Origin of the sequence: Pseudomonas sp. S34 (assembly GCF_009866745.1) — a bacterium.
GTDB lineage: Bacteria > Pseudomonadota > Gammaproteobacteria > Pseudomonadales > Pseudomonadaceae > Aquipseudomonas > Aquipseudomonas jessenii.
On sequence record NZ_CP019398.1, the window covers coordinates 550,156 to 576,337 of the forward strand.

A 26,182-nucleotide genomic window follows, 5' to 3' on the forward strand; every position below is an offset into this window, starting at 1 on the left:
GTTCTTCATATTTATTGAGTATTTTCACTGTGGTCAGCCTTTTAGCGACCACCTGGATGGGACGATGACTGCTCTGCGCCTTCCTTTTATTCTTTTGCTCGCCGGCGTTCTTGGCCTGGCGGGTTGCAGCGTTCACCAGCCGGTGTCGTTGTATCAACTGGACGCTGGTAGTCCGGTTCAGCCCGCACAGAACGCGGGCATGGCGGTATTGTTGGGGCCGGTCACCGTGGCCGACTACCTGCAACGCGAAACCCTGTTGCAGCGTCAGCCCGATGGCAGCTTGCAAGCCTCGACCGACGGTCGTTGGGCTGGCAGCCTTTCGTCGGATATCGATCAGCTACTGCTGCGCCAGGTCGCGGGTCGCCTGGACAGTCAGCGCGTAGTGCTGGCCCCGGCGACATTGGGCTTCACCCCGGACGTTCAGGTGCTGCTGACCATCACGCGCCTGGATTCGGGTGAAAAACAACCGGCGATCCTCGATGCGCAATGGCGCCTGATCGACCGTCGCGGGCAGGTCCGCGACAACCGCATCATCCATTTGCAGGAACAGCATGCCGGTACCACGGCGGCTCAGGTCCAGGCACAGGGTGTGTTGTTGCAACGCCTGGCCGAACAACTGTCGGTGGCGCTCAAGCCCCTGGCCAATCAGCCGCCGATCGCCGAAGCCCCACGCAAGCCGGCAGCCAAGGCGGCAGCACCTGCGGTAGAACAGGAAAAGCAGCCGAAGATCCCGATGGCCGCGCCTATTCGTACGGATATGGAAGTGTTCCGCTTCTAAGTGTGGACTGAATCCATACAAAGCCCGCATTGATGCGGGCTTTGTTGTTTTTACAGGTTGGAGATATCTAGCGCCTGTTCTGGCCTCTTCGCGAGCAAGCCCGCTCCCACAGGGGATCTTCAGTGAGCACACCCTTGGGCTAACCCGGATCAAGTGTGGGAGCGAGCTTGCTCGCGAAGAGGCCAGAACAGGCGACAAAAAAGCCCGCAGACGATCACTCATCTGCGGGCTTCTTCATATCGAGGTTAAGGCTTAAGCGCGACGCTCATGCATCCGCGCCAATTGCCGTTCAAGCATCGACGGATACGGCTCCATCAACCGTTCCACGCAGCACGCACCTTCAGGGCTGGCGATCGGGCGGATCCGCGCGCGCTGGCGAATCAACACGTCGTCACTGATCTTGCGCTCCACCAGCAGCAGGTTGCGGCTGTGTTGCGACAGGGCCAGGGCGTCCTGGGCAGGGTCGGTCAGCAGCAAGTCGATCTGGCTCAGGCCAAACAGTTCGTCGCCCAGGGTCAGCCCCAGCTGCAATTGCAGGGTGATGCCACTGTCCGCGACTTCGATCTGCAACTGGTGGCCCAGGGCCCGCAGCAGTTCGCCACAGCAAATGGCGTTGGTCAGGTAATCGTCACCGCTGTCTTCGGTGTGGAACAGCATCAGCGTGCTGCCATCGTTCAAGGTCTCTACTTCGCCCTGATACAGGGAAGCTGCCTGGTCGAGGCAATCGCGATAGCGCTCGAGCAGTTCTTCAAGACGCGCCCGCGGCAGGCGTCGCAGTTGCTCCTGGGAGCCCAGTTGCACCGCCAGTACCGCGCTGTGTTGCGGCACGCTCGGCGTGGCTTTGCGAATCGCCGGTTGTGGGGTGCTGTCCAGCGACTCGTCGCGCAGATCGGCGAACGGGTCTTCGTCATCGTCGTCTTCAACGGTGCTGACGATCTGTCGTGGCGCTGGTTTGAGCGCCGCTACCGGGCGGCTCTCGTCGAAACTCGGATCGCGCAGGTTACGGACTTCGAAGGCCGGGTCGGCCTCGTCATCCATGTCGTCGAACTCCGGTTCCGGTTCTGGCACAGGGGCCGGTTCCGGGGCGAAGTTGGCGTGCAGCTGGCGCGCCAGGTCGCCGATTTCGTCCTGGCGGTCGGTGGCCGGGGTGAATTCATCGATATTGCGCAGCCACACCCGCAATTGCAGCAGCGGCGTGGAGAGATAACGCCCCATGCGCAGGCTCAGGGCCAGGGACAGGGCCAGCAGGATTGCACTCAGAATGCCCATGCTTTGCAGGCTGATGGTCATCGGCTGCTGGAACTGGTCCATGTCCAGGCTGATGCGCAATTGCCCGGCAGTCACGTCCTGGAAGGTGATCTTGCTTTGGTACATGCCCTCGGCTTCGCCCAGCAGGCCATGCTTGGGACGCTGGCCTGATTCGGCAAGGATGCGGTTGTCCGGGCTGTAGATGGCGGCGTGGGCCACCAGCTTGTTCTTGGTCAGGTTGTTGAGCAGCACGTTGAGGCTGAGGATGTCGTTGGACACCAACAGCTCGGTGGCCGAGGTGGCCGTCTGCGTAGTCAGGCTTTCGCCCAGCGCATCCGCCTGCTCGTGCATGGCCTGCTTGAACTGCAGGCCCATCACACCGGCATAGATGACCAGAGCCAGGGCGACCAGGATCACGTTATGGCTGGCGATGCGCAATGCAATCGGTACACGGCGGTGGCGCAGTGCCCGGAAGATCAGCAGGAAGAAGTTGTCGGTTTTTACTGGCGTGGGCCGGTTCACTTGAGCTCGGCTCTTTTGTCCGTGAAGTTGACGCGCAGTATAGCGACAGGCCCTAGACCGTCAAAGCGCTCACGGTGCCCGATGGTCACTGAAAGTGGGTAGAATGCGGTTTTTTTCCACTTGCGGGGGTGCGCCTTGCGCGAAATCGTCCTGATAAACATCACGGGAGTCGACCGTCCGGGTCTGACTGCGGCCATTACCGGCGTTCTGGCCCAGGGTGGTGTGAACATTCTCGACATCGGTCAGGCGGTGATCCACGACACCTTGTCGTTCGGCATCCTGGTTGAAATTCCCGACACCGAGCAAGGCAAGTCCGTGCTCAAGGACATCTTGTTCAAGGGCTATGAACTCGATCAACAAGTGCGTTTCACGCCGGTGTCCGAACAGGATTACCAGCAGTGGGTCGGCAATCAGGGCAAAAAGCGCCACATTGTGACCCTGTTGACCCGCAAGGTGACAGCCGGGCAGTTGCAGGCCGTGAGCTCGATTACCGCCAAATATGGCCTGAACATCGACCACATCGATCGCCTGTCCGGGCGCATGCCGCTGGACACCCCGGCCGACAAGGGCAAGGGCTGCATCGAGTTTTCCGTGCGTGGCGAGGCCGCTGATCCGCAGGCGCTGCGTGCCGAATTCCTCAGCGTCGCCCAGGAACTGAACGTCGACATCGCCTTCCAGGAAGATTCGCTGTTCCGTCGCAACCGTCGCCTGGCGGTGTTCGACATGGATTCAACGCTGATCGAAGCCGAAGTGATCGATGAGCTGGCCAAGGCGGCCGGCGTCGGCGACAAAGTGTCGGAAATCACCGAGCGGGCAATGGCCGGTGAGCTGGATTTTCGCGCCAGCTTCAAGGAGCGCCTGGCCTTGCTCAAAGGTCTGGACGTCAATGTGCTGGACTCCATCGGTGCCTCGCTGCGCCTGACCGAAGGCGCAGAAACCCTGTTCGCCGAACTCAAGCGCCTGGGCTACAAGACCGCGATCCTGTCGGGCGGCTTCACCTACTTCGCCAAGCAATTGCAGGCCAAGCTGGGTATCGACTACGTGTTCGCCAACGAACTTGAAGTGGTCGACGGCAAAGTCACCGGCGTGGCGGTCGAGCCGATTGTCGATGCACAGCGTAAGGCGGATTTGCTGAAGGAACTGGCACACAAGGAAGGCTTGCGCCTGGAGCAGACCATTGCGGTCGGCGATGGTGCGAATGACTTGCCGATGCTGGCAATTGCCGGGTTGGGCGTGGCGTTCCGGGCCAAGCCGCTGGTCAAGCAGTCGGCCAAGCAGGCGATTTCCACCTTGGGGCTGGATGGTGTGCTCTACCTGCTGGGTTTCCGCGATCGCGACGGGCAGCTCTAAGCGCCGCAAATCAATGTGGGAGCGGGCTTGCTCGCGAAGGCGTCATCACATTCAACATCTATGTTGACTGTAAGTCCGCTTTCGCGAGCAAGCCCGCTCCCACAGGTATGCAGCTCGGTCTTTAGGCTTTTGGTGAGCCCATGCCCTGACCCATCTGCACCGCTGTACCGGCGGTCATTTCTTCAGCCCACTTCACCTGATCCGGCCCGAACAGCACGACGGCGGTCGAACCCAGTTTGAAGCGACCCAGTTCCGCACCTTTTTCCAGGTGGATCGGCGCACGTGCGGCTTCGTCGTAGTGGAAGGTTTTCAGCTCGCGCTTCGGCGGTGTCACCAGACCGGCCCACACGGTTTCAATCGAGGCCACGATCATCGCGCCCACCAGTACCACGGCCATCGGGCCGCGTTCGGTGTCGAAAATGCACGCCACGCGCTCGTTGCGGGCAAACAATTCCGGAACGTTTTCAGCAGTGGTCTGGTTGACCGAGAACAGGCGACCCGGGATGTAGACCATCTCGCGCAGGGTGCCGGCCAGCGGCATGTGCACGCGGTGGTAGTCCTTCGGCGACAGGTAGATGGTCGCGAAGTCGCCACCCATGAACGGCGCAGCGTTTGCCGCATCGCCACCCAACAGTTCCAGCACGCTGAAGCTGTGGCCCTTGGCCTGGAACACGCGGCCGTGCTCGATCGGGCCGAGCTGGCTGATCGCGCCGTCGGCGGGGCTGAGGATCGCGCCCGGGGTTTCGTCCAGCGGACGGGCACCGTCTTTCAGTGCGCGGGTGAAGAACGCGTTGAAGTGCTCATAGGCGGTCAGGTCTTCGACCAGCGCCTGGGACATGTCCACCTGATAACGCTTGGCGAACCAGGCGGTAAAGGCATTCTTGAACCAGCGCACGCGGCATTCGGCGATGCAGCCGGCCAGTCGCGAGAGCAAGTTGTGGGGCAGCAGGTACTGGCCGAGGAGAAACAGACGCTTGTTCATTAACGGTCCTTAAAAATCTTAAATTTCTACCGGGGTATCGGGATGATTGCCCCATTCGCCCCAGGAGCCGGCGTAGCCTTTGACCCGCGGATAACCGAGAGCCTTGGCCACCAGATAGGTGAAACCAGAACGATGATGTGTCTGGCAGTGGGTAATCACTTCTTTGTCTTTGCTGATCCCGAGTTGTTCGAGGATCTGCGGCATGTCGGTGCGGATGCGCAGCTGGCGTGCCCGATCCATGCCAGCGGTCCATTCGAAATTGATCGCGCCGGGAATGTGTCCGCCCTTGGCTGCCAGGACTTTCTCGCCGGAGTACTCCAGCGGCCCGCGCGCATCCCAGATTGCCAGGTCGGCGGCGCCGAGACGGCTTTGCAGGTACTCGCGGGTGGCGGTGGGTTCATCGTGCAGGGTCAACGCAACCGGACCGCCCACGTGCGGCGGGATCTGGATCGACATGGGCAAGCCTGCTGCCAGCCAGGCTGTCAGGCCACCGTCAATATAGTGGTACTTGCTGTGGCCGATGACATCCAGCAGCCAGATGAAGCGTCCGGCCCAACCGCCGCCTTCGTCGTCATACACCACGTAGACCGCATCGGGGTTGTGCCCCAGCTCACCAAACAGCGTTTCGAGTGCTGCCTGCGGGGGCATCAGCCCCGGGGCGGGGGCCTGGCCGAGCTGCGTACGCTTTGGATCGACAAAGCGCGCGCCGGGAATGTGCCCTTCGGTGTAGCGGGCGGCACTGGTCAAGTCCACCAGAATCAGTTCGCGGGCGTCGAGGCGAGGGAGCAAGTCGCTCGGCTCGATCACCAGCGGCAAGCCAGAGAAGTCAGACATTTGAGGTCTCCAGAGCACAAAAGGGAGGATTGTAACGCAGCTTATTGGCCGCGGTGGCTAAAGCTGTGCAGGGCTTTCTCGATGCACTGTGCGGTTTTGCCGAAGGCCTGTACGGAAATTTCCGAAAACGGCCCGCCGCCTTGATCCGCCACGACGATCATGATCACCCGGCCATTGTTGATCAGCGAACGCAGCAGCAAGTGTTCACCGCTGAACTGCGAGCGCAGGCTATTGGGCAACAGGGCCGAGAATTGCGCGTTGTTGGCAGGCGTCAGGCGCACCTGGGCCTGCTGCGCGAGCAGGCGTTGCAACACGTTGCTCTGGCTGACCACGAAATTCAACCCGGCCGCTTCCTTCGACAGGCCGGCCGTCTGGTGCACGCGCAGGTTGGTGTGGGTGCGATCGGCCATCAGGATCATCACCCGGCGCATGCCGCAGGCCACGAGGGCGTCACGGGCGGCGATGGTCAGGTGCATGGCGTTGGTGAAACGGCTCGGCTCGACCAGCAACTCGGCGCATTGCTTGCGCCACTTCGCCAGGTCTTCGGCGGTAGGTGCCGCTGCCGGCAGCAAGCCTGCGTGGACACGGTTCATGCCCCACGGCCAGATCAGCGACTCGGCAGGGTGCCAGAGGTCGGGCATGGCGTGTTGGCGTGCGCTGTTGGCGGCTTGCTGGTGCAATTGCTGCTGCAGTTCGTCCATCGGCATTTGCAGGTAAAGGCTGGTCAGGTACTGCCAGCGCTCGCTGTGGGGGCTGTCCCAGGCGTGTTGCGCCGACAGCGCCAGTCCATTGGCCAGCAGCACTGTATTGGCCGGTTGATTGAGCCAGCGGCGCAGGGTCGGATCGTCATCGAGGCGATTCTGCTGGCGCAGTGGATGGTCGCTGTCACGGGCGATGCGCAGGACTTTCACCAGTTCCCGCTGCTCGGTGAGCAGCAATCGATAGCCTTGCTGCACCCAGATCGGCAAGCGCCAGACCTCCACCAGCGCCTGGCCGATATCCAGCAGGCGTACGCCAAACAGTTGCTGCTCGACTTTGCGTGCCGACTCGCCTTTATGGATGACCCGCAGCTCCCAGTCTTCAAGCAGTTTCGGATGGGTTAGCGCCAGCGGCCACAGGGGCGAAAGAAACAGCAGGCTGCCCCAGTGGATGTCCTGCCACAGGCGCGCCAGGCGGCTGGCAAAAAAACCGTTGGCCTGTTGCGTGGCGTGCTGGCTGATCATCTGCAACTGACGCAGGGCTTTGGGAATCTCGAGCTCGGGTTCGGCGGGTAGCCGCGCGAGCAGCTCTTCGGTGCGCTTCAAACCGAGGCGGTTGATTGCAATTTCAAGGTTTTCCGCAGGCTCGGTCATGCTGCCATGGTTATGCCGGTTGGCTTCGCGAATCACGCTCAAGGCCAGGGCCGGGCTGCCTTGCATGAGGTCGGCGATGTCGCGCAGCGAGCTGCGATTATCGCGGATGGCCTTGCAGACACGGTCATGGCTGGCTTGCGGGACGGGAAGACGTACGCCATCGAGCAGCTTGACCCAGCCTTCGAGGGTCGTTGGTTTTGGCGTTGGAACGTTCGTTTCGTTAACCATGGTGGGAGGCGATCATCGTCAACATTACCTGTGCCCGGAGGGGGTCAAATTAGCTTTTCGCCTGAACGGGCTATAGTCTGGCGCAGTTTTGCCGATAAGTAGAAGAAGAGATTTTTTAACTTCCGAATATGACCTTGAACCCGACTCAGTAAGTGCTCTCCTAACCTATGGCTAAAATTATCGGCATCATCGTCGTATTCGCGAGCGTGCTCGGCGGATACGTGCTTTCCCACGGCAAGATTGCCGCCCTGATACAACCTTTCGAGGTCATGATCATTGGCGGTGCTGCCCTCGGCGCCTTCTTGCAGGCCAACCCCGGCTACATGACGATGCACGTGCTCAAGAAGTCCCTGAGCATGTTCAGTTCACGTTTCAACCACGCCTTCTACCTTGAAGTGCTGGGCCTGATCTACGAGATCCTCAACAAGAGCCGTCGCGAAGGCATGATGGCCATCGAAGGCGACATCGAAGATGCCGCTGCGAGTCCGATCTTCGCGAAGTACCCGACGGTACTCAAGGACGAGCGCATGACCGCGTTCATCTGCGATTACCTGCGCATCATGTCTTCCGGCAACATGGCTCCCCACGAGCTGGAAGGCCTGTTCGACATGGAGCTGTTCAGCCTCAAGGAAGACCTCGAACACCCATCCCACGCGGTCAACGGCATCGCCGACGCCATGCCCGGTTTCGGTATCGTCGCGGCGGTACTGGGTATCGTGGTGACCATGGCTTCGCTGGGTGAAGGCGACCAGAAGTCCATCGGCCTGCACGTAGGTGCGGCACTGGTGGGTACCTTCTTCGGTATTCTCGCCGCCTACGGCTTCTTCGGCCCGCTGGCCCATTCCCTGGCCCATGATGCCAAGGAAGAGCTGAACGTCTACGAAGCCATCAAGGCCTCACTGGTGGCTTCGGCTTCCGGCATGCCGCCATCGCTGGCCGTGGAGTTCGGGCGCAAGGTCCTGTACCCGGCGCACCGTCCAAGCTTCGCCGAGCTGGAACAAGCGGTTCGCGGTCGTTAAGCCATGGAAAATAACCAGCCGATAATCATCAAGCGCGTCAAGCGCATCGCCGGCGGGCATCACGGGGGCGCGTGGAAAATCGCCTTCGCCGACTTCGCCACGGCGATGATGGCGTTCTTCCTGGTGTTGTGGCTGTTGTCCACCGCCACGCCGGAGCAGAAAATTGCCATCGCCGGTTACTTCAAGGACCCGATCGGCTTTTCCGAAAGTGGCACGCCCTACATCATCGATCTGGGCGGCACGCCGACCCTGGCGCCGGAAAACACTCTCAACCCCGAGGTGAAGTCCCAGCCGCAGCCGGACAAGGTCACCATCGATACCGATCAGGTCGAAGGCATGGCCGAGCAGGTCGAAAAAGAGCGCCTCGAGCTGTTGCTGCAAGAACTGCAGAACAAGGTCGAAGAAAACCCGCAGATGCAGAAGTTCAAGGATCAGATCCTGTTCGAAATCACGCCGGACGGCCTGCGAATCCAGATCATGGACGCGGAAAACCGCCCGATGTTCGATTCAGGTTCTGCTCGCTTGAAGCCGTATTTCGAAGACATCCTGCTGGCCATGGCCGACACCATCAAGGCGGTGCCGAACAAGATCAGTATCAGCGGCCACACCGATGCCAAGCCATACACCGGCACCGGTGATTTCGGTAACTGGGAATTGTCTGCCAACCGTGCCAACGCCGCACGACGTGCGCTGGTGGCGGGCAGCTATCCGGATGCGCAGGTGGCGCGCGTGGTCGGTTATGCCTCGTCGGCCCTGTTCGATCGCGAGCATCCGTTCAACCCGGTGAACCGCCGTATCGACATCGTGGTGCTGACCAAGAAAGCCCAGCGTGCCATCGAAGGTTCGCAAGGCGCGGAGCCGGCTCCAGATGCACCGCAAGGTTCGGCTGCGCCGGGAGCCGCACCGGCTGCACCGGTCGACCCGAACGCGTTGCCGGCGGACAAGGAACCGCTGCCGGCGCACGAGCTTCGTGAACGGTTGAACCTGTTCGATGATCCAGCGCCGAAAACGGGTGGCCCCGGTGCTCCGGCCGTGAAGCAGTGATTTCCCTGCCATAGATCTCGCGCGGAAGACAAATGCCCGCATCTAGCGATACGGGCATTTTTTCAGCAGGGTGCACTGTGTGTGAATGCGGACTCTATAAAAATATAAGTTATTTATTGGCTGAAGTGAAATCTATCTTAAAGTTTCCACCTATTAATCCAGGTTTGTCCTCACTATCGTCAGCGCTTTCATAACAAACAAACCGGCCTTCAAAGTTTTTATCGCTAATGTCAGTAATAAATATTTCCCCTCGTTGTGCACTCCACGGCCAATCGTTCGGAAACCCCGCAGAGGGCTCAAATATAATAACCCCAGGGTGCGATTTTAAATCATGAGGGCCCAGTCCCCAGCTTGCCGGGATTTTGAACAAAATGTAGTCGCTATTTTGGGATGACGCGTTAATGTAACGATGCTCCGAGTTGCTATCGCCATACAAAATAAATGAGTCGAATGTGCGTTCTGCGTTTACCAGTCGCATCACTGCAGCTACCTTCCCGTTCATTGGTTGTTTATCGTGCTTCTGAGCTGGTTTTTTAATATTCATATATAGGTTCTCGGTGTTGAAGGTGTCAGCCAGGCTGGCTGTGATCAGTCAACCTCTGCTCGTAAAACCTCAGAGAAGAAAGCGCGGTGAATTGTCGGGGTTATCGCTCCATCCGAACTTTTCAAGTGCTCAGCCTCAGGCAATATGGTCAGTGTTTTTTTTGCTTTGATCTACTGTCATATCTGACAGGTTTTTAGAGCTAAGGATAATAAGCAATAGCTTTAGTTTGCTCATTGGCTCTAAGTGATTTTCTTTTATTGAATAAAAGGCTTCGATTTTGCGGCAGTTTCATGACTCAAGTAACTAAAAGGTGAAGGCTCGTTTTGCAGTGCCAAAAAACCATATCTGGCGATATGGTTTTTTAGGTGGGCAACTCAGAAGCCACGAATAATCCTGGACTTGAGATCCGTGTGGAATCGATCAGCGTTAGTCCTGTTAACGCTACGCACCGACTCGCTACCGGTCACAGAATCCAGTGACATCGAGCGCTTGAGCATCGACTCGTTGCGATAGGCATCGATGAAGAACTCGATGTCCCGGTCGCTGGTCAGCTTCGGCCATTTGTCGAGGTACAGCGGCAGCTCTGTCGGGCCGGTCTTGAACGAGCAGATGCGCCGGTTGGTGATGGTCGCTTCGCCGATTTCGAACGGCACCCACCAGGACAGTGCGGTTTTCTCCGACACCACTGCCAGCAGGTGTGTGCATTCGCTGATGTTGCGGGTGATCACCCCGGTGATGTCGTCGGTGGTCTGGGATTCGGCATCCAGTACGTCGAGATAGGTCTTGATGTTGGCCTGCATCAGGCGCGTGTTGATGTTGATCGCGTGGGCGCGGTCCATGTGGCGGTAGCTGATAAACACTGGCATCAGAAATGTCCCTTGATCGCGAGTTCGCGGTAATAGGCGCCGAGGGCGGTGAGGCGGCAGCCGGTGGAGTGGATGGCGGCGTAATACATGTGTTCGGCGTCCACCGGTTCGACCAGGCTGTGGCGGTTGCACTTTTGCAACTGGGCGAAGACCTCGCCCTGTTCCGGGTTGAACTCGGGCTCGGTGGGCTCAAAGCTGGGGGCGAGGGGGTACACCGACTCTGCTTCGGCAAACCATTCGGGGAGTTTGCGCAGGATTTCCTTGGGGATCAGCGGTGACACTTCGCGCAGGGAAATGAACTGCGAGACATTGGTCTTGAACACCGGACGCTGTTCCCAGGCATCAAGGGCATTGTCGACAAACGAATAGAGGCTGCCGGGGGTGATCTTGCCCAGGATGTTCGCGGCTCCGCCGTGCAGGGCCTGGAGCAGCAATCCGGTGAACACGCCGTGCTGCATGCCCTCCATCGCCGGCTCTTCCTTTTTACAGGCGGTCAGAATGGTCATGCCTTCGCCGACCACGCTGCCTTCGCTGCGCAAGGCGCGCAGTTCGCCGGCCGAGCCGCTCTGGCAACAATCGAGAATGATCACTTTGTTTTTGATCTTGGTGGCCTTGCTCGCCCAGTTGAGGATGTCGCTGAGGCGAATCCCGTCCTTGGCGCTCTTGTAATCCTGCGGGATCAACATGCCTTCGTCGGTGTCGGTGTCGAAGCTGCCGTGACCGGCGAAGTACAGCAGCACGACGTTGCAGTCACCGGAAAACAGCTCGCGGATCTGGTCTTCGAGTTTTTCCCTGCTCAGGAAGTCCTCGGCGGAAGTCAGTACGATGTTCTTGAAGTTAGGATCGCCATTGGCGTCGGTTTTCAGCACGGAGGCCATGGCCATGGCGTCATTGCTGCAACCGCTCAGGCGCGACACATGGGTGTAGTCGTTGATGCCGATAAACAGTCCCTTGCGCATGGTTACACCGCCGTATGCTCGCGAATCGCGCTGATGATGCTGTTGGTGTTCCACGCACATTCGGCATGTGCCGCGTCACGTACCACCGTGGAAATGCGCTCGGCACCGAACGGCTTGATCGCAATGATCACCTTGCCCATGCGCTTGGCGATTTCGATTTCCTTGTTGATCCACTTGCTGTAGGTGGAGTACATCCCGGCCATGATCAACACCGCCGAACACGGGCGAATCTTGTTTTCGATGGCCTCCTCAAGTTGTTTGTCGGTTTTCGCGCCGACAATCGGGTTGTCCGGTGGAACCGAAAAATTCTTGTACGTGAAGCCAGGCTTGGCGTTGAGCAGGCGCACGAGATTGTCGTGGGCGTCGGAGTAGTTCCACGAGTGGCTGATGAACAGGTGGTAGGTTTGCATAGGTGTCCCTCGGAGTCGCTGGAGTGCGAAGAGGGCTAGAACTTAGGCGAATACAGGGCGGCTACAAGGGGACGGTGCGGAAAGAGAAATGCCCTACAAGCGAGCGTGCATAGGTCTTACAGAAAGGTCTGATGTTTAAGCGGGGGGGGGGGGGAAGATCCAGCCGCCGGCCACCCCGCTGAAGGCAGGGTGGTCGGCACGTCTGTTTAGTAGCCGTTTTCCGGCAGACTGGCGATGATCGAGCGGTAGCTGTTCATCCGTTGTTGCTGCACGCGGCCGTCTTCAAGGGCCTTGAGCAGGGCGCAACCGGGTTCGCGGTCATGCTTGCAATCACGGAAACGGCAGGTGCCAAGCAGGTCGTTGAACTCGATGAAGCCGGCTTCGACGTCGGCACGGCTGACGTGGCCCAGGCCGAATTCGCGGATACCCGGGGAGTCGATCAACTCACCGCCACCGGGGAAGTGGAACAACCGCGCGGTAGTGGTGGTGTGGGTGCCCTGGCCGGACAGTTCGGACAACGGGCCGACGCGGGTTTCGACATCCGGCAGCAGACTGTTGACCAGCGACGACTTGCCGACGCCGGACTGGCCGACGAATACGCTGATGCGTCCGTCCAGCTGTGTCTGCAATTGCTCCATGCCGTTGCCGTGGTGCGCCGACACTTCCAGCACCGGATAGCCCAGGGTGCGGTATACGGCGAGCAAGGCATTCAGTGCAGGAGCGTTGTTTTCGTCGATCAGGTCGAATTTGTTCAGCAGCAACAGTGGCTTGATGCCTGCATGCTCGGCCGCCACCAGGTAGCGGTCGATCAGGTTGGCATGGGGCTCGGGCAGCGGTGCAAACACGATGACGATCATGTCGACGTTGGCCGCAACCGGCTTGAGCTGACCACGGCTGTCCGGGCGACACAGCTCGGTGTTGCGTGGCAGTTGCGCCACGATCACGCCGATACCCTGGTTGCCGGCACGCCAGACCACCTGATCGCCGGTCACCAGCGCCGGCAGGTTGGCGCGCAGGTGGCAACGGAATACCTGGCCGGCCAGTTCGCCGTCGCGGGCCTCGACCTCGACCTGTACACCGAAGTGCGCGATCACCAGGCCGTGCTGTTCCGGGCCCAGATCGCCGCCCTCAAGTGCCTCGACGGCCGAGGACTCGCGTTTGGCGGCGCGGGCAGCGCGTTCGCCCTGAATCTTTTCGATGCGCCAGTTTTGACGACGATTGAGTTGGCGTTTGGCCATGGGTGTTCCGTATCAAGAATGCAGCGATTAGGTAAAACGGCCGCGAGTTTAGCACGCCCGGCCACCGGCCTAGGCTAAACTGCGCAGCATTGCCTAGGAGCCGACACATGCAAAACCCACAGAACCTGATCTGGATCGACCTGGAAATGACCGGTCTGAACCCGGACACCGACGTCATCATCGAAATGGCCACCATCGTCACCGACAGTGACCTGAACACCCTGGCCGAAGGCCCGGTGATCGCCATTCACCACAGCGACGAAATCCTTGCCGGCATGGACGAGTGGAATACCCGTCAGCATGGCGGTTCCGGGCTGACCCAGCGGGTTCGCGACAGCCGCATCAGCATGGCCGAAGCCGAAGCCGAAACCATCGCCTTCCTGGAGAAGTGGGTGCCGAAGGGCAAGTCGCCGATCTGCGGCAACAGCATCTGCCAGGACCGTCGCTTCCTTTATACCCACATGAAATCCCTGGAAAGCTTCTTCCACTACCGCAACCTCGACGTGTCGACCCTCAAAGAGCTGGCTGCGCGCTGGGCACCGGATGTGCGTGACAGCTTCAAGAAGGGCAGCACGCACCTGGCTCTGGACGACATCCGCGAATCGATCGCTGAGCTGCAGCACTACCGCAAGCATTTCATCAAATTCTGATTCACGGTCGTCCGTTCCGGCCCCATCGCGAGCAAGCTCGCTCCCACAGGTGCAACGTTGCACCTGTGGGAGCGAGCTTGCTCGCGATGGCGTCAGTTCAGTCACCTTGGATGGTTGGAGCGAATCTCAGGCGCCCTCTTTTGGTGCCAGGGTGAACTGAGTAGACTGCGCGCCTTTCTGCAAGGACCGCCACTATGCTGCTGATGCTCTACCTGATCGCCATCACCACCGAAGCCATGACTGGCGCCCTCTCTGCCGGCCGGCGGGGTATGGACTGGTTTGGTGTGGTGCTGATCGCTTGCGTCACGGCGCTGGGTGGCGGGTCGGTGCGCGATGTGCTGCTCGGGCACTACCCGTTGACCTGGGTCAAACACCCGGAATATCTGGTGCTGACCACGGCAGCCGCGATGATCACAGTGTTTACGGCCCGCTGGATGCGGCATTTGCGCTCATTGTTCCTGGCGCTCGACGCCATGGGCCTGGTGGCGTTCACCCTGATCGGCTGCATCACCGCCCTGGAAATGGGCCATGGCATGTTGGTCGCCTCCGTTAGCGGCGTGATCACCGGCGTCTTCGGCGGCATCCTGCGGGACATTTTCTGCAACGATATTCCGCTGATCTTCCGACGTGAGCTTTATGCCAGCGTTTCGTTCGCCGCGGCGTGGTGCTACATGCTCTGCATCTATCTGCAATTACCCGATGAACAATCGATTCTGATCACCTTGTTCGGCGGTTTTCTGCTGCGCTTGCTGGCGATCCGTTTTCATTGGGAAATGCCCAAGTTCGTCTATAACGACGAAGCCTGACGTTCGGCGTGTTGCCGCAACGCCCACGCGACATGTTCACGTACCAGTTCCGAAGGATGTTCCCGTCGCGCCTTCAGCGCTTCCAGCACCGGAATCGTTGAAGGCGCATTGCCCAGGCCTACCGCCAGGTTGCGCAACCAGTTTTCATAGCCCGTCCGGCGCAGCGGCGAGCCTTCGGTGCTGCTCAGGAATTTCTCTTCATCCCACATGAACAGTTCCGCCAGCCCGGCGTTGTCCAGATTGTGCCGCGGCTTGAAGTCGCTTTCACCGGAGGGGCGGGCGAAGCGGTTCCACGGGCAGACAATCTGGCAGTCATCGCAACCGAACACGCGGTTGCCGATCAGTGGCCGCAGGTCTTCAGGGATCGCGCCTTTGAGTTCGATGGTCAGGTAGGAAATGCAGCGTCGGGCATCCAGCACATAGGGGCCGACGAAGGCGTTGGTCGGGCAGATGTCGAGGCAGGCACTGCAGCGCCCGCAGTGTTCGGTGGCATGGGGCGGGTCGACCGGCAGCGGCAGGTCGACGAACAGTTCGGCGAGAAAAAAGTAACTGCCGGCCTTGCGGTTCAAGACCAGGGTATTTTTGCCGATCCATCCAAGCCCCGCCTGTTCGGCGATGGCTTTTTCCAGCACCGGGGCACTGTCGACGAAGGCGCGGTAGCCAAACGGGCCGATCTGCGCCTGAATTTTTTCCGCCAGTTGTTGCACGCGTTTGCGGATCAGCTTGTGGTAATCGCGACCCAGGGCATAACGCGAGACGTAGGCTTTTTCCGGTTGGGCGAGCATTTTTGCCATCTGCGTGTCGCCGGACAGGTAGTCCATGCGCAGGGACACCACGCGCAAAGTGCCCGGCACCAGCTCTTCGGGGTGCGAGCGTTTGCTGCCGTGGGCGCCCATGTAATCCATTTCGCCGTGGTAGCCGGCTTCGAGCCAGCGCTCCAGGTGCTGCTCATGCTCGGCCAGGTCGAGACCGCTGATGCCGACTTGCTGAAAGCCCAGCTCGCGGCCCCAGTCCTTGATGGATTGGGCGAGGGCGGGCAGATCTGTGGTAATAGCGGGCATGAGACGAGAGAAACCGGGGCTGAGATGCGTATAATTCTGCCAGACATCGGAGCCCGAAGACGCATGCCGCACACTAAAGATGAATTACCCGACGTGCTGTATAGCGCCGCCCAGGTGCGAGCGCTCGACGCGAGCCTGATCGCAGCCGGCACGGCGGGCTTCGAATTGATGCAGCGCGCGGCGCGGGCGACGTGGCGGGCGCTGGTGCGGCAGTGGCCGACAGCAAACGAGCTGAACGTGCTGGCCGGACATGGCAACAACGCAGGCGACGGGTACCTGGTGGCCGTACTGGCCCAGCGTGCCGGTTGGTCGGTGCGGGTGCTGGCGGTGGGTGATCCGCAGCGCTTGCAGGGTGATGCGGCGTCGGCCCATGCCGAGGCGGTGTCTGAACATGTGCTCATCGAGCCCTGGACGGCACAATCCGGATTGCGCGGCATTGTGCTGGATGCTTTGCTTGGCACCGGTCTGAATGGTGACGTGCGTGATCCCTATGTCAGCGCCATCGCCGCGATCAATGCCAGCGGACTGCCGGTTGCGGCGGTGGATATTCCGTCGGGGTTGTGCGCGGATACGGGGCGCATCCTTGGTCATGCAGTGCATGCCGACCTGACGGTCACGTTCATTGGTTTGAAGGTGGGGTTGTTCACCGGTGATGCCGCGGATGTGACGGGTGAGTTGGTGTTCAACGATCTGCAGGCTGATCCGCAGTTGCTGAGCGGTACTGCGTTCACGGCTCGGCGCTTGTGTATCGCTAACCTGCCGCGTCTGGTGTCCCGGGCACCGGCATCCCACAAAGGCAAGTTCGGCCATGTGCTGCTCATTGGCGGTGATCGCGGTTACGGTGGGGCAATTTTGCTGAGTGCACAAAGTGCTCTGCGCAGCGGTGCGGGCATGGTTTCGCTGTCCACCCGTCCGGAACACGTTTCGCCAGCGCTTTCTCGAATTCCGGAAGCCATGGTGCTGGGCACGTCGTCGGCCAATCAACTGATGGGGTTGCTTGAGAAGGTATCGGTGCTGGTGGTCGGGCCGGGCCTGGGTCAGGCAGGGTGGGGGCGCAGCCTGCTGTCGGCTGCGGCCAATGCGCCTTTGCCGCAAGTCTGGGATGCCGATGCCTTGAATCTGTTGGCGGGTGGACAGGTCGATCTGCCCAAGGGTTGCGTGATTACCCCGCATCCGGGGGAGGCGGCACGTTTGCTTGGGGTGAGCACTGCCGACGTTCAGTCTGACCGTCCCGCCGCAGCCCATGCATTGAGTAAAAAATATACAGCTGTCGTCGTCCTGAAAGGTGCCAGCAGCCTGATCGCCCATCCCGATGGACGTCTGGCGCTGTGTCATCAGGGGCACCCGGCCATGGCCACCGCCGGTTTGGGCGACGTGCTGGCCGGTTTGCTCGGCGCATTGCTGGCCCAGGGCATGGAGCCGTTCGACGCGGCCTGCCTGGCGGTCTGGCTGCACGCCAATGCCGGCGAGCAACAAGGAAAATTGGGCCGTGGGCTGGCGGCCAGTGATCTGATCCCAGCCATTCGTCAGTTGTTGGAGGAGCAAGCACCGTGTCTGAAGTAACCCTGTACCTGGCCGATGAACAGGCCATGAGCGACTTTGGCGCACGCATTGCCCGAATCACCCAAGGCCATGGCCTGATCTTCCTTGAGGGCAACCTGGGGATGGGCAAAACCACGTTGTCCCGAGGCATTATTCGCGGTCTGGGACATGTCGGGGCAGTCAAAAGCCCGACCTTCACCCTGGTCGAACCCTACGAGATCGGCGACATTCGCGCCTTCCATTTTGATTTGTACCGTCTGGTCGATCCGGAAGAGCTAGAGTTCCTCGGTATCCGCGACTACTTCGAAGACGATGCCCTGTGTCTGATCGAATGGCCCGATAAAGGTGCAGGCTTTTTGCCAAAGCCTGACCTGACCATTACCATTAGCCCGCAAGACAGCGGGCGTTCGCTGAAAATTTTATCCCAGGGCTCGCGTGGCGAGGCCTGGTGTGCCGCTTTGGCATTGGAATCCAAATAGATGATGGGGTTAGGTATGCGCTTTCGCGCGTTGGTGGCTGCCGTAGGGGTGTTGTTCTTGGCGGTGACCGTCGACGCTGTGGCCGATTCGAAGGTCAACAGTGTTCGTCTGTGGCGGGCACCGGACAACACGCGACTGGTGTTTGACCTGACCGGCCCGGTGCAACACAGCGTCTTTACCCTGACGGCTCCGGACCGCCTGGTCATCGACATCAATGGCGCTACCCTCGGTGCGCCGCTCAACGTCAACACCTCGAACACCCCGATTACCGCCATGCGCTCGGCCCAGCGCACGCCGACGGACCTGCGGGTGGTCATCGACCTGAAAAAGGCCGTGACGCCGAAAAGCTTCTCCCTGGCGCCGAACGCTCAGTACGGTAACCGATTGGTGGTCGACCTGTTCGATAACGCCGCCGACGCCGCGCCACCGCCTGCGCCGACACCGTCGGTCGCCACGGTGCCTGCCGTGCCGGTCACGCCTGCGGAGCCTGCAATCAAATTGCCGCCAGCCCCGGCCGGCAAACGCGACATCATTGTGGTGATCGACGCCGGTCACGGTGGCGAAGATCCGGGGGCTTCCGGCTCCCGAGGCCAGCGCGAGAAAGACGTGGTGCTGCAGATTGCCCGCGAAACCCAACGCCAGGTCAACGGCATGAAAGGTTTCCGTGCCGAACTGACCCGTACCGGCGACTACTTCATTCCGTTGCGCGGCCGTACCGAAATCGCCCGCAAGAAAGGCGCCGACCTGTTCGTCTCGATCCACGCCGACGCCGCGCCTTCTGCCGCCGCTTTCGGTGCCTCGGTATTTGCCCTGTCCGATCGCGGCGCGACCTCCGAGACCGCCCGTTGGCTGGCCGACAGCGAAAACCGCTCCGACCTGATCGGTGGTGCCGGCAACGTCAGCCTCGATGACAAAGACCGCATGCTCGCCGGCGTGCTGCTCGACTTGTCGATGACGGCATCCCTGACCTCCAGCCTGAACGTTGGCCAGAAAGTCTTGAGCAACATCGGTCGGGTCACGCCACTGCACAAGCAGCGGGTTGAACAGGCCGGGTTCATGGTACTGAAGTCGCCGGATATTCCGTCGATCCTGGTGGAAACCGGGTTCATCTCCAACGCCAACGAAGCCTCGAAGCTTGCTGCGTCAAGCCATCAACAGGCGCTGGCGCGTTCGATCAGCAGCGGCGTGCGCCAGTTCTTCCAGCAGAACCCGCCGCCAGGCACTTACATTGCCTGGCTGCGTGATTCCGGAAAAATCGCCCAAGGTCCACGTGACCATCGGGTAAACCCTGGCGAGACGCTGGCGATGATCGCCGTTCGTTATCAGGTTGCGCCGGCCACCCTGCGCAGCGCCAACAACCTGTCGAGCGATGAACTCAAGGTTGGTCAACACTTGACCATTCCGGGCACTGAACTGGCGGCCAAAGAATGAATCAGGTCGTGAACAACAGCGCTCGCATCGAGCTGCTCAGCCCGCGGCTGGCGAACCAGATTGCGGCGGGTGAGGTGGTCGAGCGCCCGGCTTCGGTGATCAAGGAACTGCTGGAAAACAGCCTCGACTCCGGCGCCAAACGCATCGACGTCGATGTGGAGCAGGGCGGCGTCAAGCTGCTGCGGGTGCGCGACGATGGCAGTGGCATTTCCGCCGATGACCTGCCGTTGGCCCTGGCCCGTCACGCCACCAGCAAGATCCGCAACCTGGAAGACCTCGAGCAGGTCATGAGCCTGGGGTTTCGCGGCGAGGCCCTGGCATCGATCAGCTCCGTCGCGCGCCTGACCTTGACCTCCCGCACCCGCGACGCCGATCAGGCGTGGCAGGTAGAGACCGAGGGCCGTGACATGGCGCCCCGTGTGCAACCTGCGGCCCACCCGGTGGGCACTTCGGTTGAAGTGCGCGACCTGTTCTTCAACACGCCGGCGCGGCGCAAGTTTCTCAAGACCGAAAAAACCGAATTCGATCACCTGCAAGAAGTGATCAGGCGCTTGGCCCTGGCGCGCTTCGATGTGGCGTTCCATCTGCGCCATAACGGCAAGACCATCCTCAGCCTGCACGAGGCCCATGATGATGCGGCCCGTGCCCGGCGCGTGGCGGCGATCTGCGGGCCGGGTTTCCTGGAGCAGGCACTGCCGATCGAAATCGAGCGCAACGGCCTGCATCTTTGGGGCTGGGTCGGCCTGCCGACCTTCAACCGCAGCCAGGCCGATTTGCAGTATTTCTTCGTCAATGGCCGTGCCGTGCGGGACAAACTGGTGGCCCACGCGGTACGCCAGGCCTATCGCGACGTGCTGTTCAATGGTCGGCACCCGACCTTCGTGCTGTTTTTCGAAGTCGATCCGACCGGCGTCGATGTCAACGTGCACCCGACCAAGCACGAAGTGCGCTTCCGTGAAGGGCGCATGGTTCACGACTTCCTCTACGGCACCTTGCATCGCGCCTTGGGCGATGTGCGCCCCGACGATCAACTGGCGGCGCCGGTTGCCACGGCCATCGTCCGGCCTACCGGCCTCGAAGCTGGTGAATTCGGACCCCAGGGCGAAATGCGCCTGGCCGCCAATGCGCTGCTGGAACAGCCTCAGGCTCAGCCGTCGTTCAATACGCCGGCGGGTTCGGGGGCTGGCGCGGGTTATCAATATCAATACACGCCGCGACCGCAGTCCGGTGCACCTGTCGCCGAAGCGCAGGCCGCCTATCGCGAGTTTTTTGCACCGCTGCCCGAGGCCAATGCCGTCGCGCTGCCGGCCGGGCAGGACGACATCCCGCCGCTCGGTTATGCGCTGGCACAACTCAAGGGCATCTACATTCTTTCGGAAAACGCTCAGGGCCTGGTGCTGGTGGACATGCACGCCGCCCACGAGCGGATCATGTATGAGCGTCTGAAGGTGGCGATGGCCAGTGAAGGCCTGAGCGGCCAGCCGTTGCTGGTGCCGGAGTCCCTGGCCGTCAGTCAGCGTGAAGCCGATTGCGCCGAGGAGCATGTCGCCTGGTTCCAGCGCCTGGGCTTTGAATTGCAGCGTCTGGGCCCGGAAACCCTGGCGATACGGCAGATTCCGGCACTGCTCAAGCAGGCCGAAGCCAACCGGCTGGTCGCTGACGTCCTGGCTGACCTGATGGAGTTCGGCACCAGCGACCGCATTCAGGCGCACCTGAACGAATTGCTCGGGACCATGGCCTGCCACGGCGCGGTTCGTGCGAATCGGCGGTTGGCCCTGCCGGAAATGAACGGTCTGCTGCGTGACATGGAAAACACCGAACGCAGTGGTCAATGCAACCATGGCCGACCGACCTGGACCCAACTGGGCCTGGACGATCTGGACAAACTGTTCTTGCGCGGTCGTTGATGAGCCAGTTCCCACCTGCGATTTTCCTGATGGGCCCGACCGCCGCCGGCAAGACCGACCTGGCCATCGAGCTCACCAAGGTCCTGCCTTGCGAGTTGATCAGTGTCGATTCGGCGCTGGTCTACCGTGGCATGGACATTGGCACCGCCAAGCCTTCCAAAGAGCTGCTGGCGCAATATCCGCATCGTCTGATCGATATTCTCGACCCGGCCGAGAGCTATTCGGCTGCGGATTTCCGCCGTGACGCCCTGGAAGCCATGGCCGATATCACCGCACGGGGAAAAATTCCGCTGCTGGTGGGCGGCACCATGCTCTATTACAAGGCTTTGGTTGAAGGTCTGGCAGATATGCCGGCCGCCGATCCCGAGGTCCGTGCGCAAATCGAAGAAGAGGCTGCGCGCCTTGGCTGGCAAGCCTTGCACGAACAATTGGCGGTGATCGATCCGGAGTCCGCGGCTCGAATACATCCGAACGATCCCCAGCGATTGAGTCGAGCACTGGAAGTTTATCGTGTCAGCGGTCAAAGCATGACCGCCCTGCGTTTGCAACAATCTGCGCAAAGTACTGAAGCAGCCGCTTCGGGACTGCAACAATTGCCCTATACTGTCGCGAACTTGGCCATTGCTCCGGCAAATCGCCAGGTACTGCACGAGCGAATTAAACAAAGATTCACTTTAATGTTGGAACAGGGATTCATTGACGAGGTCGTAGCCCTGCGTAATAGAGGAGACCTGCATACCGGGTTGCCGTCTATACGTGCAGTAGGCTATCGCCAAGTCTGGGACTACCTGGATGGCAAGCTGACGTCAGCCGAGATGCAGGAGCGTGGGATCATTGCCACGCGCCAATTGGCGAAACGCCAGTTCACCTGGCTGCGCAGTTGGACTGATCTGCATTGGCTGGACAGTCTGGATTGCGACAATCTGCCGCGCGCCTTGAAATACCTTGGGACCATCTCCATATTGAGCTGAGTCCTTGCAATTGCCGTCTATCCTTGGGGGTGTGACGGCCAAAGCCATCTGATTACCTATTTTTTATATTGAATCCTTAAAGGAGTGCGGCACATGTCAAAAGGGCATTCGCTACAAGACCCTTACTTGAATACTTTACGTAAAGAGAAAGTTGGGGTGTCCATCTACCTGGTCAACGGTATCAAGCTGCAAGGCACGATCGAGTCTTTCGACCAGTTCGTTATCCTGCTGAAAAACACCGTCAGCCAGATGGTCTACAAACACGCCATCTCTACAGTGGTGCCGGTTCGTCCAATTCGTCTGCCTAGCGCAACCGAATCCGATGCAGGTGATGCTGAGCCAGGTAACGCCTGATAGGAGTCTCCTTTGTTCTTTGAGCGCCACGGTGGTGGTGAACGAGCCATTCTCGTTCACTTGGATGGTCAGGACCCTGAGGCGCGCGAAGATCCGCAGGAGTTTCAGGAGTTGGCAATTTCGGCTGGCGCCGAGACCGTCGCGTTTTTCAACGTGCCGCGTCATCGGCCAACCGCCAAAACCCTGATCAGCAGCGGCAAGGTCGAAGAGTTGCGCGACCTGGTCCAGGCCGAACAGGTCGATCTGGTGATTTTCAATCACATCCTCACGCCCAGTCAGGAACGTAACCTCGAACGTATTTTCGAGTGTCGTGTGATCGACCGCACGGGTTTGATTCTCGATATTTTCGCCCAGCGCGCCCGCACCCATGAAGGCAAGCTCCAGGTCGAACTGGCCCAGCTTGAGCACATGAGTACGCGGCTGGTTCGCGGCTGGACTCACCTTGAACGGCAGAAAGGCGGTATCGGCCTGCGCGGTCCGGGTGAAACCCAACTGGAAACCGACCGGCGCCTGTTGCGGGTTCGCCTGCGGCAGATCAAGGGGCGCCTGGAAAAGGTCCGCAGCCAGCGTGAACAATCGCGCCGTGGCCGCAAACGGGCTGACATTCCGACGGTTTCGCTGGTGGGTTATACCAACGCCGGCAAATCGACGCTGTTCAACTCGGTGACCGACTCCGACGTCTTTGCGGCTGACCAGTTGTTCGCCACCCTCGACCCGACCTTGCGCCGGCTCGAGCTCGATGACCTCGGCCCGATCGTGCTGGCTGACACCGTGGGCTTCATTCGTCACTTGCCACACAAGCTGGTCGAGGCATTTCGGGCTACGCTCGAAGAGTCGAGCAACTCCGACCTGTTGCTGCACGTGATCGACTCCCATGAGCCTGAGCGCATGGCCCAGATTGAACAGGTCATGGTGGTTCTTGGAGAGATCGGGGCTCAAGACTTGCCGATCCTGGAGGTCTATAACAAACTCGATTTGCTCGAGGGCGTGGAGCCGCAGATCCAGCGCGATGCCGATGGCAAACCGCAGCGGGTCTGGCTTTCGGCGAAAGATGGCACAGGTCTTGATCTGCTCAAGCAGGCCGTGGCCGAGTTGCTTGGCGATGAGTTGTTTGTTGGTACCTTGCGCTTGCCGAACCGATTTGCTCGACTGCGTGCGCAGTTTTTCGAACTCGGTGCGGTACAAAAGGAAGAACACGATGACGAAGGCATCAGCTTGCTGGCCGTTCGTTTGCCACGGGCCGAATTGAATCGGCTGGTGAGTCGCGAAGGTTTGCAACCGATGGAGTTCATCGAGCAACACACTTTGCAATAAAAGCCTGAGAAAGCGGTTGTGCCGTGGTGACAGGCATTCTGTAGCATTGGTCGGCGCGCCGTGGGTGCGTCTTTGCTTTATCAGATGGAGAGCGCTATGGCTTGGAATGAGCCGGGTGGCAACTCGAATAATCAGGATCCTTGGGGTGGCAAGCGTCGTAACAACGGCGACCGCAAGGGGCCACCGGATCTCGACGAGGCCTTCCGAAAGCTGCAGGAAAGCCTGAACGGTTTGTTCGGTGGTGGTAAGAAACGTGGTGGCGACGACGGCGGTGGTCCGGGCAAGAGTGGCGGCTTTGGCGGCCTGCTCGGCATCGGTCTGGTCGTGTTGGCGGCCGTTTGGCTGTACAGCGCGGTCTATGTCGTCGACGAGCAGGAGCAAGCTGTGGTGCTGCGCTTCGGCAAGTACTACGAGACCGTGGGTCCGGGCCTGAACATCTACTTCCCGCCGATCGACAAGAAGTACATGGAGAACGTCACGCGTGAGCGTGCCTACACCAAGCAGGGCCAGATGCTGACCGAAGACGAGAACATCGTCGAAGTGCCGCTGACCGTGCAGTACAAGATCAGCAACCTGCAGGATTTCGTGCTGAGCGTCGATCAGCCGGAAATCAGCCTGCAGCACGCGACCGACAGCGCCTTGCGCCATGTGGTGGGTTCCACCGCGATGGACCAGGTACTGACCGAAGGTCGTGAGTTGATGGCCAGCGAGATCAAGGAGCGTCTGCAACGCTTCATGGACACCTATCGCACCGGTATCACCGTCACCCAGGTCAACGTACAGAGCGCAGCGGCACCGCGCGAAGTCCAGGAAGCCTTCGATGACGTGATCCGTGCCCGGGAAGACGAACAGCGTTCGCGCAACCAGGCCGAAACCTATGCCAACGGCGTCGTGCCGGAAGCTCGTGGTCAGGCCCAGCGCATCCTTGAGGATGCCAATGGTTACCGTGACGAGACCGTCTCGCGCGCCAAGGGTGAGGCCGATCGCTTCACCAAGCTGGTCGCCGAGTACCGCAAGGCCCCTGAAGTCACCCGCCAGCGTCTATATCTGGACACCATGCAGGAAGTCTTCACCAACACCAGCAAGGTTCTCGTGACCGGCAACAAGAACGGCCAGAACAACCTGTTGTACCTGCCTCTGGACAAGATGGTCGAAAGTGGTCGCAGCACCAGCACCCAGGTGAGCAGTGCGGCAGCCACCAGCAATGAAGCGAATGCGCGTGCGGCAGCTGATCTGCAGCAACAGCCAGCACGTACCAGGGAGAGTCGCTGATGAGCAATAAATCGCTGATCGCCCTTATTGTCGGCGTCGTCGTGGCGATCGCTGCCTGGAACTGCTTCTACATCGTGGCTCAGACCGAGCGTGCGGTGTTGCTGCAGTTCGGTCGCGTGGTCCAGACCGATGTTCAGCCAGGCCTGCATGTGAAAGTGCCCTACGTTAACCAGGTGCGTAAATTCGACGCACGCCTGATGACGCTGGATGCACCGACGCAACGCTTCCTGACGCTGGAAAAGAAAGCCGTGATGGTCGATGCCTACGCCAAGTGGCGCGTGAAGGACGCAGAGCGTTACTACACCGCGACTTCCGGCCTCAAGCAGATCGCCGACGAGCGTCTTTCCCGTCGTCTGGAATCGGGCCTGCGTGACCAGTTCGGTAAGCGCACCCTGCACGAAGTGGTGTCGGGTGAGCGTGATGCGCTGATGGCTGATATCACGGCATCGCTGAACAAGATGGCCGAGAAAGAGCTGGGCATCGAAGTGGTCGATGTTCGGGTCAAGACCATCGACCTGCCGAAAGAAGTGAACCGCAGTGTGTTCGAGCGTATGAGCACCGAGCGTGAGCGTGAAGCTCGCGAGCACCGCGCCAAGGGTAACGAACTGGCCGAAGGCATCCGTGCCGACGCCGATCGTCAACGCCGCGTGCTGCTGGCTGAAGCCTATCGTGAATCCGAAGAGGTTCGCGGTGACGGCGATGCCCAGGCTGCTGCGATCTACTCCAAGGCCTACGGTCAGGATCAGGAGTTCTACGCGTTCTACCGTAGCCTGCGCGCCTACCGTGAAAGCTTCGCGAACAAATCCGACGTCATGGTCCTCGACCCAAGCAGCGACTTCTTCCATTACCTGGAAAAAGCCAAGCCTTGATACGGCGTTGACCTGAATTATCCCCCGCCGGGCGGCTAAAACCTCTGGCGGGGTGATCCTTTGGGAAAACGTGTGTATGATGCGGCAGCCGGGAAATTCCCGGCTTTTTTGCGTCTGCATGTTTGATTGCTGTGTTCAAGCAGATGCCGGGC

Annotated in this window: 25 protein-coding genes; 15 read left to right on the forward strand and 10 right to left on the reverse strand. The window is 60.2% G+C overall.

Annotation, left to right across the window (positions count from 1 at the left end; all coding sequences use genetic code 11):
• Positions 1 to 64 precede the first annotated feature (64 nt).
• On the forward strand, positions 65 to 778 hold the full coding sequence (locus PspS34_RS02365; RefSeq protein WP_102669292.1) for a PqiC family protein: 714 nt from the start codon (positions 65 to 67) through the stop codon (positions 776 to 778).
• A 252-nt stretch (positions 779 to 1,030) separates the two neighbouring features.
• Here the strand turns inward: PspS34_RS02365 and PspS34_RS02370 are convergent, their stop codons facing one another.
• The gene (locus PspS34_RS02370) at positions 1,031 to 2,548 is read right to left on the reverse strand and encodes an AhpA/YtjB family protein (RefSeq protein WP_154861133.1); all 1,518 of its coding nucleotides are present in this window, start codon (positions 2,546 to 2,548) and stop codon (positions 1,031 to 1,033) included.
• A 135-nt stretch (positions 2,549 to 2,683) separates the two neighbouring features.
• Between PspS34_RS02370 and serB the strand changes: the two genes are divergently transcribed.
• Positions 2,684 to 3,898 carry a phosphoserine phosphatase SerB gene (gene serB, locus PspS34_RS02375; protein WP_057395688.1) on the forward strand — a complete coding sequence of 405 codons (1,215 nt, stop codon included), beginning with the start codon at positions 2,684 to 2,686 and terminating at the stop codon, positions 3,896 to 3,898.
• A 121-nt stretch (positions 3,899 to 4,019) separates the two neighbouring features.
• On the opposite strand, the gene asd is transcribed toward serB, so the two are convergent.
• From asd to PspS34_RS02390, 3 genes are read right to left on the reverse strand one after another with little or no spacing between them, the layout of a single operon-like run.
• Positions 4,020 to 4,880 (reverse strand): archaetidylserine decarboxylase, encoded by an 861-nt coding sequence (gene asd, locus PspS34_RS02380; protein WP_154861132.1) that lies wholly within the window; start codon positions 4,878 to 4,880, stop codon positions 4,020 to 4,022.
• An 18-nt stretch (positions 4,881 to 4,898) separates the two neighbouring features.
• On the reverse strand, positions 4,899 to 5,714 hold the full coding sequence (locus tag PspS34_RS02385; protein WP_150811899.1) for a rhodanese-like domain-containing protein: 816 nt from the start codon (positions 5,712 to 5,714) through the stop codon (positions 4,899 to 4,901).
• Positions 5,715 to 5,755: 41 nt separating this feature from the next.
• Entirely contained in the window at positions 5,756 to 7,294 is a 1,539-nt protein-coding gene (locus tag PspS34_RS02390) for an HDOD domain-containing protein (RefSeq protein WP_154861131.1), read from the reverse strand.
• Positions 7,295 to 7,461: 167 nt separating this feature from the next.
• On the opposite strand from PspS34_RS02390, the gene motA reads away from it, so the two are divergent.
• On the forward strand, positions 7,462 to 8,313 hold the full coding sequence (gene motA / locus PspS34_RS02395) for a flagellar motor stator protein MotA (protein ID WP_015093220.1): 852 nt from the start codon (positions 7,462 to 7,464) through the stop codon (positions 8,311 to 8,313).
• Positions 8,314 to 8,316: 3 nt separating this feature from the next.
• Positions 8,317 to 9,357: a flagellar motor protein MotB gene (motB, locus tag PspS34_RS02400; protein ID WP_154861130.1), complete on the forward strand. Its 1,041-nt coding sequence runs from the start codon at positions 8,317 to 8,319 to the stop codon at positions 9,355 to 9,357.
• A 109-nt stretch (positions 9,358 to 9,466) separates the two neighbouring features.
• Here motB and PspS34_RS02405 read toward each other — a convergent pair whose 3' ends face one another.
• From PspS34_RS02405 to rsgA, 5 genes are all read right to left on the reverse strand, one after another.
• A complete protein-coding gene (locus PspS34_RS02405) occupies positions 9,467 to 9,901 on the reverse strand; it encodes a hypothetical protein (protein ID WP_154861129.1) in 435 nt (144 codons plus the stop codon).
• A 374-nt stretch (positions 9,902 to 10,275) separates the two neighbouring features.
• A complete protein-coding gene (locus PspS34_RS02410; RefSeq protein ID WP_102669283.1) occupies positions 10,276 to 10,767 on the reverse strand; it encodes a toll/interleukin-1 receptor domain-containing protein in 492 nt (163 codons plus the stop codon).
• Entirely contained in the window at positions 10,767 to 11,726 is a 960-nt protein-coding gene (locus PspS34_RS02415; RefSeq protein WP_154861128.1) for a caspase family protein, read from the reverse strand. Before PspS34_RS02415 ends, PspS34_RS02410 begins: the two co-directional genes overlap by 1 nt.
• Before the next feature lie 2 nt (positions 11,727 to 11,728).
• Positions 11,729 to 12,136 carry a TIR domain-containing protein gene (locus tag PspS34_RS02420; RefSeq protein ID WP_154861127.1) on the reverse strand — a complete coding sequence of 136 codons (408 nt, stop codon included), beginning with the start codon at positions 12,134 to 12,136 and terminating at the stop codon, positions 11,729 to 11,731.
• 206 nt (positions 12,137 to 12,342) lie between these two features.
• Positions 12,343 to 13,374 carry a small ribosomal subunit biogenesis GTPase RsgA gene (rsgA, locus tag PspS34_RS02425; protein ID WP_007978809.1) on the reverse strand — a complete coding sequence of 344 codons (1,032 nt, stop codon included), beginning with the start codon at positions 13,372 to 13,374 and terminating at the stop codon, positions 12,343 to 12,345.
• A gap of 107 nt (positions 13,375 to 13,481) precedes the next feature.
• Here rsgA and orn point away from each other — a divergent pair, with 107 nt between their 5' ends.
• Both orn and PspS34_RS02435 read left to right on the forward strand, forming a co-directional pair.
• On the forward strand, positions 13,482 to 14,024 hold the full coding sequence (gene orn / locus PspS34_RS02430; protein ID WP_008035288.1) for an oligoribonuclease: 543 nt from the start codon (positions 13,482 to 13,484) through the stop codon (positions 14,022 to 14,024).
• A gap of 194 nt (positions 14,025 to 14,218) precedes the next feature.
• The gene (locus PspS34_RS02435; protein ID WP_154861126.1) at positions 14,219 to 14,830 is read left to right on the forward strand and encodes a trimeric intracellular cation channel family protein; all 612 of its coding nucleotides are present in this window, start codon (positions 14,219 to 14,221) and stop codon (positions 14,828 to 14,830) included.
• Here the strand turns inward: PspS34_RS02435 and queG are convergent.
• Positions 14,812 to 15,891 carry a tRNA epoxyqueuosine(34) reductase QueG gene (gene queG / locus PspS34_RS02440; protein ID WP_057712246.1) on the reverse strand — a complete coding sequence of 360 codons (1,080 nt, stop codon included), beginning with the start codon at positions 15,889 to 15,891 and terminating at the stop codon, positions 14,812 to 14,814. The two genes, PspS34_RS02435 and queG, sit on opposite strands and share 19 nt — an antisense overlap.
• Positions 15,892 to 15,954: 63 nt before the next feature.
• Between queG and PspS34_RS02445 the strand changes: the two genes are divergently transcribed.
• The 9 genes from PspS34_RS02445 to hflC all read left to right on the forward strand — a co-directional run bounded on the left by PspS34_RS02445 (position 15,955) and on the right by hflC (position 26,030).
• The gene (locus PspS34_RS02445; protein ID WP_154861125.1) at positions 15,955 to 17,454 is read left to right on the forward strand and encodes an NAD(P)H-hydrate dehydratase; all 1,500 of its coding nucleotides are present in this window, start codon (positions 15,955 to 15,957) and stop codon (positions 17,452 to 17,454) included.
• Positions 17,442 to 17,912: a tRNA (adenosine(37)-N6)-threonylcarbamoyltransferase complex ATPase subunit type 1 TsaE gene (gene tsaE / locus PspS34_RS02450; protein WP_007973252.1), complete on the forward strand. Its 471-nt coding sequence runs from the start codon at positions 17,442 to 17,444 to the stop codon at positions 17,910 to 17,912. The genes PspS34_RS02445 and tsaE overlap by 13 nt, the downstream gene beginning before the upstream one ends.
• A 3-nt stretch (positions 17,913 to 17,915) precedes the next feature.
• Positions 17,916 to 19,343, forward strand: coding sequence for an N-acetylmuramoyl-L-alanine amidase (locus PspS34_RS02455; RefSeq protein WP_202982170.1), 1,428 nt, complete (start codon positions 17,916 to 17,918; stop codon positions 19,341 to 19,343).
• An 8-nt stretch (positions 19,344 to 19,351) separates the two neighbouring features.
• Positions 19,352 to 21,250: a DNA mismatch repair endonuclease MutL gene (mutL, locus tag PspS34_RS02460; protein ID WP_174245499.1), complete on the forward strand. Its 1,899-nt coding sequence runs from the start codon at positions 19,352 to 19,354 to the stop codon at positions 21,248 to 21,250.
• Positions 21,250 to 22,221 carry a tRNA (adenosine(37)-N6)-dimethylallyltransferase MiaA gene (gene miaA, locus PspS34_RS02465; RefSeq protein ID WP_150812098.1) on the forward strand — a complete coding sequence of 324 codons (972 nt, stop codon included), beginning with the start codon at positions 21,250 to 21,252 and terminating at the stop codon, positions 22,219 to 22,221. Before mutL ends, miaA begins: the two co-directional genes overlap by 1 nt.
• 93 nt (positions 22,222 to 22,314) lie before the next feature.
• Positions 22,315 to 22,575 carry an RNA chaperone Hfq gene (gene hfq, locus PspS34_RS02470; RefSeq protein ID WP_003221112.1) on the forward strand — a complete coding sequence of 87 codons (261 nt, stop codon included), beginning with the start codon at positions 22,315 to 22,317 and terminating at the stop codon, positions 22,573 to 22,575.
• Positions 22,576 to 22,587: 12 nt separating this feature from the next.
• Entirely contained in the window at positions 22,588 to 23,889 is a 1,302-nt protein-coding gene (gene hflX, locus PspS34_RS02475) for a ribosome rescue GTPase HflX (protein WP_057712241.1), read from the forward strand.
• A gap of 96 nt (positions 23,890 to 23,985) precedes the next feature.
• A complete protein-coding gene (gene hflK, locus PspS34_RS02480; protein ID WP_057712240.1) occupies positions 23,986 to 25,161 on the forward strand; it encodes an FtsH protease activity modulator HflK in 1,176 nt (391 codons plus the stop codon).
• Positions 25,161 to 26,030: a protease modulator HflC gene (hflC, locus tag PspS34_RS02485; protein ID WP_007973264.1), complete on the forward strand. Its 870-nt coding sequence runs from the start codon at positions 25,161 to 25,163 to the stop codon at positions 26,028 to 26,030. The genes hflK and hflC overlap by 1 nt, the downstream gene beginning before the upstream one ends.
• Positions 26,031 to 26,182: the final 152 nt, after the last annotated feature.